The sequence below is a fragment of the Pseudoalteromonas sp. MT33b genome (assembly GCF_014117385.1).
Lineage (GTDB): Bacteria > Pseudomonadota > Gammaproteobacteria > Enterobacterales > Alteromonadaceae > Pseudoalteromonas > Pseudoalteromonas lipolytica.
This window is the reverse complement of sequence record NZ_CP059831.1, coordinates 1,178,994-1,194,185: the sequence shown is the minus strand read 5'-3', so window position 1 is coordinate 1,194,185 and position 15,192 is coordinate 1,178,994. Positions and strand designations below refer to the sequence as shown.

Annotated in this window: 12 protein-coding genes; 4 read left to right on the top strand and 8 right to left on the bottom strand. The window is 40.6% G+C overall.

All coding sequences use genetic code 11. The annotated features are described in order from the left end of the window. Positions 1-99: 99 nt before the first annotated feature. Entirely contained in the window at positions 100-756 is a 657-nt protein-coding gene (gene queC / locus H3302_RS05505; protein WP_065979774.1) for a 7-cyano-7-deazaguanine synthase QueC, read from the top strand. 29 nt (positions 757-785) lie between these two features. Here queC and H3302_RS05500 read toward each other — a convergent pair whose 3' ends face one another. The 4 genes from H3302_RS05500 to H3302_RS05485 all read right to left on the bottom strand — a co-directional run bounded on the left by H3302_RS05500 (position 786) and on the right by H3302_RS05485 (position 5,364). Next, positions 786-2,960: an exonuclease domain-containing protein gene (locus H3302_RS05500; protein WP_182396238.1), complete on the bottom strand. Its 2,175-nt coding sequence runs from the start codon at positions 2,958-2,960 to the stop codon at positions 786-788. A gap of 68 nt (positions 2,961-3,028) precedes the next feature. Beyond that, positions 3,029-3,217 carry a DUF3185 family protein gene (locus tag H3302_RS05495; protein ID WP_065979772.1) on the bottom strand — a complete coding sequence of 63 codons (189 nt, stop codon included), beginning with the start codon at positions 3,215-3,217 and terminating at the stop codon, positions 3,029-3,031. Positions 3,218-3,280: 63 nt separating this feature from the next. Next, on the bottom strand, positions 3,281-4,690 hold the full coding sequence (locus H3302_RS05490; protein ID WP_182396237.1) for a cell wall metabolism sensor histidine kinase WalK: 1,410 nt from the start codon (positions 4,688-4,690) through the stop codon (positions 3,281-3,283). Next, positions 4,690-5,364, bottom strand: coding sequence for a response regulator transcription factor (locus H3302_RS05485; protein ID WP_036969661.1), 675 nt, complete (start codon positions 5,362-5,364; stop codon positions 4,690-4,692). The genes H3302_RS05490 and H3302_RS05485 overlap by 1 nt, the downstream gene beginning before the upstream one ends. 174 nt (positions 5,365-5,538) lie before the next feature. Here H3302_RS05485 and H3302_RS05480 point away from each other — a divergent pair, with 174 nt between their 5' ends. From H3302_RS05480 to H3302_RS05470, 3 genes are read left to right on the top strand one after another with little or no spacing between them, the layout of a single operon-like run. After that, entirely contained in the window at positions 5,539-7,482 is a 1,944-nt protein-coding gene (locus H3302_RS05480; RefSeq protein ID WP_182396236.1) for an LTA synthase family protein, read from the top strand. A 15-nt stretch (positions 7,483-7,497) separates the two neighbouring features. Next, positions 7,498-9,123 carry a phosphoethanolamine transferase gene (locus H3302_RS05475; RefSeq protein WP_259369883.1) on the top strand — a complete coding sequence of 542 codons (1,626 nt, stop codon included), beginning with the start codon at positions 7,498-7,500 and terminating at the stop codon, positions 9,121-9,123. Between the two features lie 20 nt (positions 9,124-9,143). Further along, on the top strand, positions 9,144-9,524 hold the full coding sequence (locus tag H3302_RS05470; RefSeq protein ID WP_075594281.1) for a diacylglycerol kinase: 381 nt from the start codon (positions 9,144-9,146) through the stop codon (positions 9,522-9,524). Here the strand turns inward: H3302_RS05470 and H3302_RS05465 are convergent. The 4 genes from H3302_RS05465 to H3302_RS05450 all read right to left on the bottom strand — a co-directional run bounded on the left by H3302_RS05465 (position 9,521) and on the right by H3302_RS05450 (position 14,853). Next, complete coding sequence (locus H3302_RS05465) at positions 9,521-9,754, bottom strand: hypothetical protein (protein WP_075594280.1); 234 nt, start codon at positions 9,752-9,754, stop codon at positions 9,521-9,523. The two genes, H3302_RS05470 and H3302_RS05465, sit on opposite strands and share 4 nt — an antisense overlap. Before the next feature lie 49 nt (positions 9,755-9,803). After that, entirely contained in the window at positions 9,804-10,556 is a 753-nt protein-coding gene (locus H3302_RS05460; RefSeq protein WP_182396235.1) for a hypothetical protein, read from the bottom strand. A gap of 62 nt (positions 10,557-10,618) precedes the next feature. Further along, positions 10,619-12,136: a glycoside hydrolase family 10 protein gene (locus H3302_RS05455; protein ID WP_182396234.1), complete on the bottom strand. Its 1,518-nt coding sequence runs from the start codon at positions 12,134-12,136 to the stop codon at positions 10,619-10,621. 77 nt (positions 12,137-12,213) lie between these two features. After that, complete coding sequence (locus H3302_RS05450) at positions 12,214-14,853, bottom strand: TonB-dependent receptor (protein WP_036969673.1); 2,640 nt, start codon at positions 14,851-14,853, stop codon at positions 12,214-12,216. Between the last annotated feature and the right edge of the window lie 339 nt (positions 14,854-15,192).

The following is a 15,192-nucleotide window of genomic DNA, read 5'->3' as shown; positions in this document are numbered from 1 at the left end:
AAAACCAAAATCGCGGGCAAAAATTGTTATTTAGGCCCGAGCCGTGTAGTATATCGCGCCCTGAAGTAAACCTCTATCAAAAGTATGAGCAAAACAGTTATGACGCAAAAAGTAGTTGTTATTTATTCCGGCGGTATGGACTCATTTACCGTATTAAATAAAGCCCTGCAGCAAGGCCACGAAGTGTATGCCCTGTCGTTCGACTACGGCCAGCGTCATGTTAAAGAGCTTAAAGTGGCGGCACAGGTATGTGAAAAGCTTGGTGTTCCTCATAAAATCGTTGATATTTCTGCGATTAATCAACTAATTGGCGGCTCGTCGTTAACCGACGATATAGACGTGCCAGAAGGTCATTACGAAGAAGAGAGCATGAAAAGCACGATCGTGCCAAACCGTAACATGATTTTATTATCACTGGCTGTTGGCTACGCAGTGTCGCTAAAAGCCAGCAAAGTGTATTACGGTGCTCATTCAGGTGACCATGCAATTTACCCAGATTGTCGTCCAGAGTTCGTTAAAAAAATGGATGATGTATGCCGTATTGCAAACTACGACGCCGTTGAAATTTTCAGCCCTTATTTAAACAATACGAAAATCGATATTTTGACAGATGGTTTAAAAATGGGCCTTGATTACAGCCAAACATGGACCTGCTACAACGGCCGCGACAAAGCCTGTGGTAAATGTGGTGCATGCCAAGAGCGTTTAGAAGCCTTCGCACTTAATAACGTAACAGACCCTATTGAGTACGAATAACCGCAAACGCAAAATGATAAAAGGCGAGTTTAACTCGCCTTTTTTGATTGTGTTTGCTGAATAAGTTTTAACAACTGGGCTGTGGCGGTAGCATCAGCCAGCGCACGGTGATGATTCGTTAAATTCAGTTCAAAATGCGCAGCTAAATTACCAAGCGAGTATGAGGGAAGTTTCGGAAATGCTTTTCGCGACTCAACCACCGTACACAATTTAGGCATTTTAAAGGTCTGGGCGATTGCGGCGTATTCTTTACGAATAAAACTGTAATCAAAATTCACATTATGAGCCACAAATACCGACCCTTTTAAGAACCCTCTGAGCGTATCGGCTATATCAGCAAAACAAGGGGCATCGCGCACCATGGCGGCATTAATGCCGGTCAACTTGGTGATAAATGGCGGTATACTTCGCTCTGGATTAATTAAACTTGCCCACTGCTTAATCACTTCGCCGGCTTGTAGCTGCACCACGGCAATTTCGGTTATTTTATTATTACCTTGCACCCCACCCGTGGTTTCAATGTCAACCACACTGTATATACGGTTAGGATCATTAAACCAATTTACCGCAACAATATTCACGGTAAAGCCATGCTGTTTTAATATATCAATACTCACCAGCTGATTGCGTCTGAGTTTATCACCAGGCGCTTTCACTTCTTCAAAGCACAAGCCAGTGTCTTTCAGTACCATTAAGTCTGGGTAGCCATCTTTGAGTTGTTTAAAAGTTTTTGTCATTTGCAATAAATGCGCTTTTAAACTCTCAAGTTCACTGTGCTGAATAAGCACTTTTAAAGGCTCAAGAATATCACTGTGCCATTGAAACAACCCCGTTGGCGTATCGTAAAACTGCGCTGCACTTTTGCAAACCTGCTTATAAATACAATCATTATGGGTGAACGTTGCCAGTTTTTGCTCAATATCTGCCTGCTGCGAAGCGTAAAAACAATCGGCTAATAAAACATGCGGGTAAATATCAAATTCATTGCACGGTGGGTACGGTGTATCCACAAACAGTTCTTGCCAAAACGTCAACGCGAATAAACTCAACCACAGATTATTTTCAGTAAAAAATACCGTATATCCCTGCTGTTGATAATACTCACAGACTCCTTGTTCAACATCGCCACGATAAATATCGTCAATCTCTAACTGACACTCAGTATCACTGAGCATTTGTGTTAACCGAGAACGCTGCTGCTTGTTGTATTTTCGTTGTAAGAAATCTTCAGCAAAATACAAAATGCCGTCGTCGATGGGGTCGTTAATAATTGCTTCTAACGTTTGCTGTACCCAATCAGTATCACCTTGTTTATAACGTACACGAATAGCCAGTTCTTGTGCCTCACTGCTACCAGTGCAATTATCTAAAAGTGTGCATGCATAAGCCAAATCGGCCTCTTTAAATTGCTTAAATAAGCGAATAAGCAGTTTATTTTTAATACTATGCGCTAAATCGTCAGTACAGTTTATCTGTAACAGTTCATTGGCTAAATGACGATATTGTTCAGGCATCTCGCATGCCTTAAACTGCATGCGGCATTGATTTAATTGGTAATGAGTCTGTGCTTCTTCAAGAGTATTAAAACGTGACCGCGTTTCACCAACATCATTACGCACCTTCGCTATCCCTAAATCACGCATAACAAAGCGGTTTTGATGGTTTATATCACCTGCACTTAAGCGACCGCTGTATAAAAATTCAAAGTACTCGTAATATTCTGCTCGGCTATTAACAACAAACTCTCCACATAACTGCTCAAGCGCATTCGCCTCTCGGTCAATATGTTGTTTACACAGTGCCAGTAAAACCCCTTTACTGGCCGACTTTTTAAACGTAACAGGGGTTTTAAAAAGTACGTCATCGGCAAGCAATGCAACAAGCTCTGGTTTCGTTAAATGAGCAAGTACCAAATCAAGATCATCAACCCTAGGGTGAGCCACCAGCGCAAACTGCTTAAGTTTAAAAATAGCGCCGTGTAGGTTTGGGATTTCTTCGTAATTAAGCGATGAAAGCGCGACGAGTCTTGGTTTTCGCGAATAGATACGTAACAAAGTACACAAGCTTTGTTCGTCGAGCTGGGTTAACTTAACGATAAATTGCTGTTGTTCAGGAGTTAGCAACGTTTTGCATTGCGCCTGAATAAATTCGGCTAATTCAAAAAAGTGATTTAAATAATATTTTAGCGGTAATTGTTTTTGCATAGCTAACACCACAACTGTATATAAATACAGTATCAGGTATTAGCTTGCTTATTTCAACATGTGGTTGCTTATTTTACTTTATAAATTCCCACAATGGCGCAGATTGCCCCACCCACCATACCAAGCCATGCTTCGATTGGTGTGTCGCCACTAAACGTACGACTTACTTGAGCACTGGCCGAGTCATAAACGTTATAACCCCATACAGCAAGTGCAACACCAATCACGATAAGTGCGATACCAATAATTTTACCCATAGTTATTATTCCTTATTGTTGTTCACTTTCAGTGTTGCACATAAATACACACGCTGCAAAATTTCACTTTAATTTCAAACTAAAGGTAATAAATTCCTCATTTAACTCAACGTTAAGTTCGGCGTTTATCGATGTGCTTAACGCTTTTGCAATCGATAATCCAAGACCAAAATTATCGCTGGATGTTCTGGCACTGTCTTTTTGCCACAGTGGATCAAATAACTGGCTAATATCTTCATCGGTTAAGGGTATTTTTAATTCATTAGTAACAGATAATTGCAACTTACCCTCTTTATTAAGCAGCGTACTTACAGTCACTACACTCTTTTCTGGGCTGTATTGTTTGGCGTTATTCACAAGATTGATGATGATTGATTCAAGTGCAAATAGGTTACTAACAATAGCTGGGATATCTTCTTGAAGTGCAAATTCAACTCGCTCTAGATCGCACCTTTCTAAGGTACGCATTATGACCTGATTTAAATCGCAAGCATCTTGTTTTGATAAGGCTTCATTACTGTATTTATGCAGTAGCAATAGGTTCGACACAATGCTTTTTAACCGTTGGCTAATTTTCAGTACCTCGGGTTTAAAATCGGCTTCAAATTCTTTTTCATCAGGAAAACGAATGGCCACTTCGGCCATGTTGATTAGCTCAGCAATGGGGGTTTTTAGTTCGTGAGCGATGTCTGACGTTAAACGTTTTTCGCGAAAGTACAGCTGCCTATTTTCTTTAATAAAGGCATTCAAGCTATTTACAATCGGCTGCAGCTCTTTAACTGGTTCTTCAACGACAATTATTGCATTTTTATCTGCGATACTAAGCCGACTAATATCACGATTGAGTTTATTCAGTGGCGCTAAAGAACTGTCGACCGATTTACGTACAAAGAGCCGAATAAAAACAATGACTGTCACTGTGGTTACAATAAAAATAACGTCAATTAACCACAAAATAAAATCAACTTCTTCAGAAGACGCGGCATAGGCCAAAGTAAGCGTGCTGTGATGTGGTCTACTCACTCCATTATAAAAATTCCTATGTGAGTGCGAGTCAAGTTGCGGCTGAAAACGAGTATAAATGATTCGTCCGTCACGACCATCCGGTAGCTGGGTGGTCATTATTTTCGCTTCACCCAATTTTAACTCTTCAAACTTAAGGTTCTTCAAAGCAAATAAATTAAGGCTTTGTGAGCGTGTAAACACTCCCTCCTCAGTCCAAATCTGAAAATACTCAGGCTCAAACTGCCCATCAAACTCTGGCATAAATTCACTCGAGAAATTAAAAGCCACCCCTTCTTCATCTTCATGTACCAAAGTCATCAGCATGCCAGCTTTTGAGTGTAAGCCACGGTTAAACTCATTATCAATCCAATTATCGACTGCAATATCTGTGGCTAATAAAATACCTAAAACAAGCCCAGTTATCGCTATGGATAGAGTAAAAACTAATTTACTGCGAATTGATTTCATCACCTTCCTTGAATTATGTAACCAAAACCACGCTTGGTTTGAATAGGTAACTCACCACCTGCCGCTCTGACCTTTTTACGTGCTGATGATAAATGCGCCTCAATAGAGTTTTTCGAAACTAAGTCATATTGCCCTGCAATATAAGTACTTAACTTTTCTGATGTAATCACTTTATTTTGATTACTAAATAAGCACTCAACAATTTTGTATTCGTTGGGCGTAAGGTCGATTACAGTGTCACCGACTTGCAACAGTTTTAATTGTAAGTTCAAAGCCAAGTTATCGATGCGGATCACATCACTGATTGTTTTCAAGCCACCGCGACGCATCAAGTTTAATAACCTTGCATGAAGCTCATCAAACGAAAATGGTTTTGTTAGGTAGTCATCGGCCCCAGTCAGCAGCCCTTTCACTTTGTCTTCAGGTTCTTGCTTGGCAGATAAAATGAGCACACGCACATCGAGCTGCTTTGCTCTTATGGTTTGTAATAACGTAATACCATCAATACTGGGTAACATAATGTCGAGTACTATTAATTCGTACTCTCCTGTCATTGCCATACTAAGTCCTTCAGCGCCATCGCCAGTTTCATCAATGGTAAAACCTAAGTTTTCAAGGCCAACTCGTAGACTACGTCTTAATGACACTGAATCTTCAATAATTAACAATTTCATATGTTACTCAAATAAGTAAAAACTCTTCTACCTCATCAGGTTACAGCACCAAACTTAAGATTCACTTAAGATTTACTGAAGTTTTTCTGGTTTAGAAAATATTAAGATTACCATAAGGATTTCTTAAGTTTTGCTTCCTACTATTGCCGTAGTTTCGATTAAGAAAGTACGACTATGACAGCAAAACTCTCCGTTTTAAAACCTTTGTTTCGTTTTACCTTATTATTAATGACAGTTTTTATGCTGTCGAGAATTGGCTTACTGTTATGGCAGCAGCAACGGCTTGTTGATGGTGATAGCATAGCTGTGCTAATTGGTGGCCTGAGAATCGATTTGAGTAGCCTAGGTTACCTATCAGCTTTAGCCGTTTTGATGTTACTTGCTAACGTGTTTTTGCGCAGTAAAACCGCTTTATTTCAACATGCTTTTACTCTTTATAGCAGCCTAGTCGTAACTTTAATCGTGGTTGTTGAGGCTTCAACACCCGCATTTATTAACCAATACGATGTGCGACCAAATCGCTTGTTTGTCGAATACCTAGATTACCCTCAAGAAGTATTCTCTATGCTGTTAAATGGCCATCAGCTGGCTATGATAAGCACCTTAATTATTGCAACACTAAGTTGTGTGTTTGCGTATCGCTTTATAAATGCAGCATTTAGTAAACAACAAAACACTAAAAAGGCTAGCCAAGTGGTAATACTCGTTACCACCTTAATAATTTGTTTAATTAGCGCAAGAGGTACTGTAAGTCATCGACCTCTAAATCCGGCATTAGTGTATTTTTCGGGTGACTCGCTGGTTAATTCACTGGTGCTCAACTCACCCTACAGTGTAGCGTTTGCTTTAAAAAATATGGGTAATGAAAAGAATGCCAGTAGTCTATATGGCACCATGCCACGCAGTGACATTATCGACACCGTTAAAAAAGCATCATATCGCTCACAGTTCACCATTGAGGCAATCCCAACGCTTGCTGTTAACACAGCGTTTAACCATAAAAGTAAAAAAAACTTAGTGATCATTTTAGAAGAGAGCTTAGGTGCTCGTTTTGTCGGGGAGTTAGGTGGCATTGGTGTTACACCACACCTTGATAAGCTGTATAAAGAAGGTTGGGGATTTAACAATTTATATGCAACGGGTACACGTTCTGTCCGAGGAATTGAAGCTGTAACAACCGGTTTTATCCCCTCACCTTCTCGCTCAGTAGTAAAGCTATCAAAGTCACAGCATAACTTCTTTTCACTTGCCGATGTATTGGCACGCACAGGTTATACCACCCAATTTATTTATGGCGGAGAAAGTCACTTCGATAACATGAAAAGCTTTTTCTTAGGCAATGGCTTTAGCGATATTGTAGATATTAATGACATACAAAGCCCAGAGTTTATCTCATCTTGGGGAGTAAGCGACGAAGACTTATTCAATCAAGCTGATAAAGAGCTAAACGAGCTAAATAAAGCGGGCAAACCTTTTTTCAGCCTTGTGTTTACTTCAAGTAATCACGATCCCTTTGATATTCCAGAAGGTAAGGTAACGCTGCCTGAAGGCCACGACCCTCAAAACTACAAACGCGATCTCGCAATTAAATACGCTGACTACGCGCTAGGTAAATTCATCGCAAAAGCCAAAACACAAGATTACTGGCAAGACACGGTATTTTTAGTGGTTGCTGATCATGATGTACGCGTGTTTGGCTCAGAGCCTGTGCCGCTTAAATCTTTCCATATTCCTGCGGTCATTTTAAACAGTGATATGAAAGCAAAGCGTGATACTCGCTTAGTAAGCCAAATGGATTTACCGGTAACCTTGTTATCGTTGTTAGGTGTTGAACAAGCGACTCCAATGATCGGCTACGACTTAACAAAACAATACCCCGTAGAGCGCGCCATGATGCAGTACTACGACAACTTTGCTTACGTAGAAAATGGTGAAGCCGTGATCCTGATGCCAAACCAAAAAGTGAGCTATTGGCGCTATGACCCTGCTAGTAAAACCCAAGTTGCCATCGATAACGCAGATAGCAGCGTTGAGCTTGCCAAAAAAGCCTTAGCTCACGTCTTATTTAGCAATTTAGCTTATACCGAACAGTTGTATCGCTTACCAAATAAACCGTAGCGATGAGGAATGATTATGAGCATGCAAATTAAACAACTCCTTACTAAAAAATGGCACGTTAGCTACAGCCAATTTGTCTGGCTGGTGTCGTTTTACTTGGTTATAGCATTTAATGGCCTGTTTTTATTTAACATGCTTGAAGCTGCCAGCAAACCTGAACATATCAATTGGTTATTTATAGCAAGCGTACCTTTTTTCTTATTAGCACTGACGGCAATGGTATTGAGTTGGTTATCGTTAATCACCTTTGTAAAACCCGTGCTTTTAACAAGCATCGTAGTTTCGTCGCTGTTGTTTTATGCAACCTTAAATTACGGTGTTATCTTTGATAAAAGCATGTTGCAAAATGTCTTAGAAACAAATTCAGGTGAGGCATTTTCATACCTAAATGTACAAGTCATCGCTTTTATTGGTGTGCTTGGGGTGCTCCCAGCCTATTTGTTTTCTCGCTTTAAAATTGTCGGAAACTTTCGTGTTCGCCTAAAAAGCTTTGCGTTTCTTAACGTCACAGCGTTTATTGCTGTAGCCGTTATTGCTGTGCCATTTTATAAAGATTATGCCTCTGTAGGGCGTAATAACCGCCAGCTAACAAGTTACATAACTCCCTTTGCATTTTACACCGCAAGCTATAAGTACTTGCGCGATAATTATTTTTACCCGCCTTTACCATTTAAAGTATTAGATAAAACACCGCATTTATTGGCTGAGCAGCAAAGCTCACTCACCATTATGGTGGTAGGCGAAACAGCCAGGGCAGCTAACTTTTCACTGCAAGGTTATGACAAGAAAACGAATCCATATACACCAAAACTCGGTGTGAAATACTTTAGCGATGTCAGCTCATGTGGCACCGCAACAGCCATTTCTGTGCCTTGTATGTTCTCGCGTTTAGATAGAAATGAATACGATTCCCGACTTGCGCAAAGCCAAGAAAATGTGCTTGATCTTATCCAGCGAAGTGGTGTTGAAGTCACTTGGATTGACAATAACAGCAGCTGTAAAGGCGTTTGTGTTCGCGTTAAGTCTAAGACTATCGAACCAAATAAAACAAATACACAGTGTGATGGCCATTACTGTTTTGATGAAGTACTCGTTGAAGAGTTAGCTGCAACACTTGCCAAGAGTCATGCGACGCACCAACTAGTCGTGCTACACATGATTGGTTCACATGGGCCAACTTACTATCGCCGCTATCCAGAAAAAGAGACTAAATTTTTGCCTGACTGCCCACGTAGCGATATCCAAAATTGTAGCAGCGAGCAACTCACAAACACCTATGACAATACCATTGCTTATACCGACTTAGTGCTGAGTAAACTAATCAACTTGCTTAAAGACAGTAAGGCGGATGATAAATCACTGTTATATGTCTCTGATCATGGTGAGTCGTTAGGTGAAAAAGGTTTGTATTTGCACGGTTTTCCCTATGCATTAGCGCCTAAAGAGCAAACCCAAGTGCCTATGCTATTTTGGAGTAATAAACTAGCCGATAGCCGCTTTAACCAATGTATTGAACAACAGCGTAACCATGCTTTTTCGCACGATAACATATTTGACACCCTACTTGGCTTAACTCATGTCGGAAGTACTAAATATAACCCTGAGCAAGACATTTTCTATGCTTGCTCAAAACAAAGCTAACGAAATAGAGATTTCATACGATGCAATTTGATAGCACTAACAAACCTATAGGCATTAAACGTATTCGCCTAGCATTTAAAAATTCCCAACGTGCATTCACGTGGTTAGCAAAGCATGAGTCTGCTTTTAAACAAGAGCTGATACTGTTAGTCCTTGCCATAGCCGTGGTTTTTGTCTGGCAAATTACCCTGTATGAGAAAATCATGCTGCTTGTATCTGTGTTATTTGTGATGTTTGCTGAAGTGGTCAATACGGCAATTGAAGCTGCAATAGACCGCATAGGCCTTGAAATTCATCCATTATCAGGCCTAGCCAAAGACTTGGGGTCAGCAGCTGTACTTATTGCTCTTACGATTTGTGCGCTGGTATGGGGCGGTGTATTTGTTAACAACCTAGGTTAATTCGCTTTTTTATCATCTGGGGTGTCATTACACAATGCACAATGTCGCCCTTTTGATGAGTGATATAAACGGGTTGCGATAAAAATTGCCGTTGCAATAAATGACCAAAGTAGCGCAAAACTTAATGCACTTTGTGTGTCGTGGCCTTTAAGGATTTCTACCATAAATAATAAAATAGCCACCAGCGTGAAAACTCTAATGGCTCTTAAAATCCAAAATTTTGTACTCATAACTTACTCCTTTAAAAGAGTAAGCGTAGTGCAAAATAAGCAAAAACACCTAAAAATCCAAAGCAGGCTCAGACAAAACCTGTACACCATTTTTAAATACTTCTAATTGCCCCGCTGGTGATTGCTCAGTACCTAGCACAATAACATGACACACATAGCGGTAGCCGTTATTCATAAACGTATAAAAATGGTTACCGCCACTGCCATCAAAACGCAATGTGCCATTTGTTATCACAATGCGTGGTTCATCCGCCATTGTTTGCGTGATGTCCCATGCTGCATAGCGGTATTGATTTTCTGCCAATTCATCAATACGAATTAAATGCTTTTTTGTCTTCCAAGTTAGTATCGGCTGTGTAAATTCGCGAAGACTTTCATGCAGGCGTTGTTTTTGCTTTGCAATAAGCGCTTCACGCCGTGTTTTTTCTGCTTCTGATTCATAGGGAACAGCCCAAATTGAACCATCAAAATCAAGCCACAATTTACCCGAGTCAAACATAATGCCTCGCCAGCCCATCATTTGCCAATCGTGGCGAATATTGGAGGTTGTGATTTTTTCAACGAACGCTTTATCAAAAACCTCATCAAAGCGCGCTATCAGCATGTGCTTGTTTTTAATAGCTTCTAAGGGGGCTTTACGCTTTAGCGGATAATGAACACGCTCTGCGATGGTGTCTTTATCACCCGCTTTAAATGCCGCAACTACTGGCTTAACAAGATTTATATGTTGAGTTGCGGCCATATTTTTTGTCGAAAAAATACATCCCAGCAGCAATACTGCAAATACCTTAATTGCGTTCACTCTGATGCCTATTTTATTGATTTTCATAAGCGTAACAGATAAAGGGATACAGCGTACAGGCTCTACTTAAAGGCGATTTCTGTGGCAGGGCTTTGATTTCCTAGCCTATCGACCGCAATCAGTTTTACAACATTGAGCGACTGCCCCTCTTTTGTTTCATTGACCTTAAGCCAATTAACATCAGGCGTGTAAATTTGATAGTGCCAATCATCACCATATTGCGTGTACACTAAGCTGTGCGCGACGTGTTCAGGGGTTGTATGTTGCCAGCGTAACACTATAGATTCAGCCTGTTGTTGATACTCAAGTTTAAACGGTGATAGAGCGGGCATGTCTATCCAAGGCGTTTCAGGAATTAAAGCTTGATGCTGAAATACGCCATCTGCAATGACGTCACGCATTAATTGGCTACCATCTAGTGCGGCAACATTCCAAAAAACGGTCCCTGGTGATGCAGTCAAAAATCCACGGTTGATCATTATTTGATTAACCACTTCATCAACACCAGCTTCGTCGAATGATCGCAGCGCATTAATACCAGGCCATAAATGACGACCTTGCGTGTTTTGTGACTGCCACCAGCTTAATAAGAGCGGGTAGCTTTGTGCGTATTGGTTTATTGGCCAATAAAGCTGAGGTGAAAAGTAATCTAACCACCCTTCGTTTAGCCATAACTTGGCATCTGCAAAAAGCGTTTCGTACTGATCCATGCCACGAATGGTACTAGGCTGTGTTGGTCTATATACACCGAATGGGCTGATCCCGACTAACACATGTGGTTTAATTTCTTTCACCGTACTGTAAAGACGCTGCACAAATGTGTTCACCGCATTGCGTCGCCAGTCTGACACACTTAGCGTCCCACCTGCTTGAATATATGCCTGATATTGCTCAGCATCTGGAAAATCGTCTCCTTCGTTATACGATGGATACGGGTAAAAGTAATCATCATAATGAATACCATCTAAATCATAGCGCGTTACCAGCTCTGTTAATGTATTTAATGTATGAGTGACCACATCTTTATCTGTCGGCAAAAACCAAAAAGTACCATTTTTTAATTTAACCACCTTATCAGGCTGGGTATTCACGACCGACTGCGACGATAATGGCCCGCCTACATGATGATGTGCTCGATATGGATTGATCCATGCGTGAAGCTTTAAGCCACGTTTATGCGCGTTTTCTATCCAAAATTGTAAGGGATCATAATAAGGCTCTGGGGCTTTTCCCTGCTCTTTCGTTAAATAGTAAGACCACGGCTCATAACTACTTTGATAAAGGGCATCAGCTTGGGGCCTCACCTGAAAAATCACCGTATTAAAATTATGTTGTTGCAGCGTATCCAGTATTCTAATTGCGTGTTCTTTTTGCTCTGCAACAGGTAACCCCGGCTCCAGGGGCCAATTTATATTGGCCACTGTCGCAACCCACGCTGCGCGAAATTCTCGCGCGACGACCTGTTGGTGAATTTTGCCAAGCATCTGCTTTTCAGCACTACTCGGCTCAGAACTGGGCAAAAAGCTACATCCAATCAAACCAGAAAACATCAACAAGATAAGTAAATTTTTAAAATGCATAGCTAACCTATTATTAAAAAGGCACAGCATAAATATGCTGTGCCTTAATCAAATGAGTAAACGTCGAATCAATCTGATTAGAATTTCATTTGTGCGCCCAGTAAGAAACGGCGACCGTAGTCATGAATAGCCAACGGACGATTGTTATCAGGCATACCTGTGCTGTTACCCGACGTCGCTTTTTGCTCTTCGTTTGTGAGGTTAATCGCTTGGAAAATAAGATTAAGATTTTCTGTCACGTTGTAACTCATGTTCAAATCATATTGACCAAAGCCATCTTTATACTGGTTTAAACCTAAGTAGTTTGTGTAGAAGTACTCAGAGCGATAAGTGTATGAAACACGTGCAGAGAATGCGCTGTTTTCGTAATAAACCGTGGCATTAAACGTATCTTCAGAGTTATTTGGTAATACGGCTTCTTCACCTGCTTCTTTTTGCTCAGCGGTTTGCTCAAGCTCAGCATCAGAATAGGTATAGTTTGTTTGAATACCAAAACCATACGGTAGTTTTTGGGTATAGTTCACTTCGAAGCCCGCATTTTCGCCACCTAAACCATTTTGTGGCTGCGTCACTAAGAAATCACGCACTTCTTCAATACCGGTATCTGGGTCCGTCCATGTCCACTGTTTTTCAACAGTCGCATTGGTAATATACGAGTCGATATCTTTGTAGAAGTAAGCAAATGATAGAATTGACGATTCATTAAAGTACCACTCTGCCGAAAGGTCATATTGAGTCGCACGATATGGTTTTAAATAAGGATTCCCTTCGGTGCCTTTACACCCTGTGGCAGCTGCACAGTAACCACTTTTGCGTGCAGATAAAAAGTCATAATCAGGGCGAGACATCACTTTTGCTGCAGCAAAACGCACAACAACATCATCGGCTAAATCATAATTAATATTTACACTCGGTAAAAAGTCATCGTAACTATTTGTGCTTTCGACATCTTGGATATTTTCAGGTGCAAAGCTGCGACCTGTGTACTCAACTGAACGCGAATCAAGCTCAGTTTTCACCGCTCGAACACCCATGTTACCGCGCCATTTATTGTAATCGAACACAGCCTTTACATACCCAGCGGTCACGGTCTCTTCTAAATCAAAGGTGTAATCTAAGTGCTCGTATGGGCCACTAGTCGGCGTGGTTGATGAAATCCAATCGGCGTACTTAGCGTTATCAAACTGCCATAAAATTGCATTTGCCCCCTCGCCCATAAAGTCAGAGGCCGAGTCGCTTGCAAACATACCCAAGTGATAAGTTTCACCGTCTGCTGACACTTTAGGGTAATTAGCTTTCATTAAACTGGCTGCTTTTGAGTGCTCTCTGTACTTAACACCCGCTTTGATAGCGGTAAAAAAACCACCATCAAGTAAATATTCAACGTCTAATTGACCATAAATTTCTTTTGAATCATTAAAAATATCGTTTTTATGGTTATAGTCTAGGCGGTAATCTTGTGGACTTAAATCCGCTGATAAAGTGACATCGGGTGTACCATTTTCAAGTGTAAATGAGGCATCTGTATTAGCATAATATTCTGAATACACATCGCTGACCTCACCATCCGCTTTGCTGTAACCTAATTGCCCCGTTACGGTGTAATTATCAGCTTTGTAAGTTACTTTTAAATCATGCGCTTGAGTCTTAAATTCGCCCTCGTAACCTGCATTACCGTAATAACCTAAATTATTATGAGCCGGTAAATCACCCGCCACTAACGTACCATCAACAATAACAGGATTTTCTACATTACTGATATTTTGTAAAATAAAACCACTGGAGTAAGTGCCAAACGACTTGTGCTCCGACGATGAATATAAATTGTTAAATACAAAATCCAGATTATCATTTGCAGCATATTGCAGCGTCACGGTTGCGGTGTCTAAATCACTGTCACTTGCATAACGGTTGTAACCCACAGCACCCGGATAAAACTCAGCATTGCCGTCTTGGTTTGCATCAGTACTACGGTAGCCAAAACGTACTTCTTTACTGTCACGTTGCGTCGCTGTTTCTTTGTGAATAAAACCTACATTGAAGCCAAAGTCTTGTGCTTCATTTTTCCACGAGTATAAACCCGATAAATACGGTTTTGTTTCATCAGCATTTTCAAAATGGAAAGCCTTTACTGATAACGCGGCATAATTTGCCTCGCTGTCCAACGGTTTACGTGTTTTAACAACAACGGTTCCCCCAATTGAGCCTTCGTCAATGTCAGCTTCAGCCGATTTATATACTTCAAGCGTATCAACAAGCTCTGCAGGTAATAACGAATAGTTAAAACCTCGTGATGGGCGCGTAATTGAGGCTGAAGCTGTCGCTGATGCCACGTTTTGCCCGTTCAACAACGTAATATTTAAATGAGGTGCAGTACCACGGATACTTACTCTGTCGCTTTCGCCACCCAAGTCTTTTTCAACCTGAACACCTGGAATACGCTGAAGTGCGTCTGCGACCGTTTGATCTGGAAACTTACCGATGTCTTCTGCAGACACAGCATCAACTACGCTATTTGAAAAGCGCTTCATATTGATACTTTTTTCAACGGAAGCCGCATACCCACGAACTTCTATTTGTTCAATGTCTTCTTTGGTGACTTTCTTTTTATCAGCTTGTTCATCGGCTGCGAAAACCGATGCTGAAGCCCCTAAAACAAGTGATGGAACGAGCGCTTTTTTAATACAAATAGCTAACGCAGAGAATTTTTTATTCATGAAACTGTAACCCTATCGTTTTTTATAAAGTGAGAGATTTTGTGACTACAAACTACATAAATGCTCTTTAGAACAACAAACGGTAACAACTTTATTGTTACATTGCGGCTACAATATTCGTAATAAACTTTAAAATCAAGATATTTTATTCTTTACATTTAATTTTTTAAAAATATAAAATTCTATAAAAGGGACTAAAAGTGTTTAGCTGAATTTTTGTCACATTATTTTTTATCCATTAATCAACGTTATAGAAAACGAGAAAAGGCTATATCGCTTAACACCCCCTGATGAATACGCATTTATAACGCCTAAAACAGAGAAATTCGCGCTCGGGTT

Excerpts from the sequence above, each read along its gene's own strand:
- queC (WP_065979774.1), top strand. The coding sequence starts at position 100 with ATGACGCAAAAAGTAGTTGTTATTTATTCCGGCGGTATGGACTCATTT.
- H3302_RS05500 (WP_182396238.1), bottom strand. The coding sequence starts at position 2,960 with ATGCAAAAACAATTACCGCTAAAATATTATTTAAATCACTTTTTTGAA.
- H3302_RS05495 (WP_065979772.1), bottom strand. The coding sequence starts at position 3,217 with ATGGGTAAAATTATTGGTATCGCACTTATCGTGATTGGTGTTGCACTT.
- H3302_RS05490 (WP_182396237.1), bottom strand. The coding sequence starts at position 4,690 with ATGAAATCAATTCGCAGTAAATTAGTTTTTACTCTATCCATAGCGATA.
- H3302_RS05485 (WP_036969661.1), bottom strand. The coding sequence starts at position 5,364 with ATGAAATTGTTAATTATTGAAGATTCAGTGTCATTAAGACGTAGTCTA.
- H3302_RS05480 (WP_182396236.1), top strand. The coding sequence starts at position 5,539 with ATGACAGCAAAACTCTCCGTTTTAAAACCTTTGTTTCGTTTTACCTTA.
- H3302_RS05475 (WP_259369883.1), top strand. The coding sequence starts at position 7,498 with ATGAGCATGCAAATTAAACAACTCCTTACTAAAAAATGGCACGTTAGC.
- H3302_RS05470 (WP_075594281.1), top strand. The coding sequence starts at position 9,144 with ATGCAATTTGATAGCACTAACAAACCTATAGGCATTAAACGTATTCGC.
- H3302_RS05465 (WP_075594280.1), bottom strand. The coding sequence starts at position 9,754 with ATGAGTACAAAATTTTGGATTTTAAGAGCCATTAGAGTTTTCACGCTG.
- H3302_RS05455 (WP_182396234.1), bottom strand. The coding sequence starts at position 12,136 with ATGCATTTTAAAAATTTACTTATCTTGTTGATGTTTTCTGGTTTGATT.
- H3302_RS05450 (WP_036969673.1), bottom strand. The coding sequence starts at position 14,853 with ATGAATAAAAAATTCTCTGCGTTAGCTATTTGTATTAAAAAAGCGCTC.